The organism is Bartonella taylorii 8TBB (assembly GCF_902825155.1).
Classification (GTDB): Bacteria; Pseudomonadota; Alphaproteobacteria; order Rhizobiales; family Rhizobiaceae; genus Bartonella; species Bartonella taylorii_A.
In genome coordinates this window covers 1-519 of record NZ_CADEAG010000086.1, presented here as the reverse complement: position 1 = coordinate 519, position 519 = coordinate 1, and the positions used below count along the sequence as shown (strand labels likewise).

The following is a 519-nucleotide window of genomic DNA, read 5'->3' as shown; positions in this document are numbered from 1 at the left end:
TCATGGCCCGTTCCTTCTTGCTCGTATTGCTGAGACCAAAAGTGTCATTATCCATAAATTGCTGATATCCAGCTATCATGAGATCGGTTAGGAACGAGTCACCTTTCGGAGGTTGTGTAAAATAAATTCCCCTTGAATCCTGCAATTTATACCGGAAGCCTGCTTTTTTCATGCATTCATAAACTGAGGCAAATTCACTTGCATACGAATTCATATCACTGGAAGAAGCATAAACCGGTTTCCAGCCACATTTTAACAGTGATTGTTCAATGACAGCCCGATCTGTTCCAGGCTTTTCCCATAAAGCCAAAGTCGATGGAGGAGGATTGCCTAACTGACATCCAGCTGTACTTAACAGAGCCATGCAACTCAATAGTTTTAAGATTTTTTTCAGTTTTAAGGTTTGTTTCATTTTTCCCCTCTTTCAATGGATTTATTTACAATAAGAAGGCTCGTAAGCCTGGTGATATTTTCTGTCACCACTGTTTAAAACAGTGGTGAACAATATTGAGATGGCAG

Annotated in this window: 1 protein-coding gene; it reads right to left on the bottom strand. The window is 39.9% G+C overall.

Annotated elements, in window-relative coordinates; translation table 11 throughout:
- A partial coding sequence (locus J7R13_RS08755) for a YajG family lipoprotein (protein WP_208438304.1) occupies window positions 1–394 on the bottom strand: 394 nt, incomplete at its 3' end.
- Window positions 395–519 lie beyond the last annotated feature (125 nt).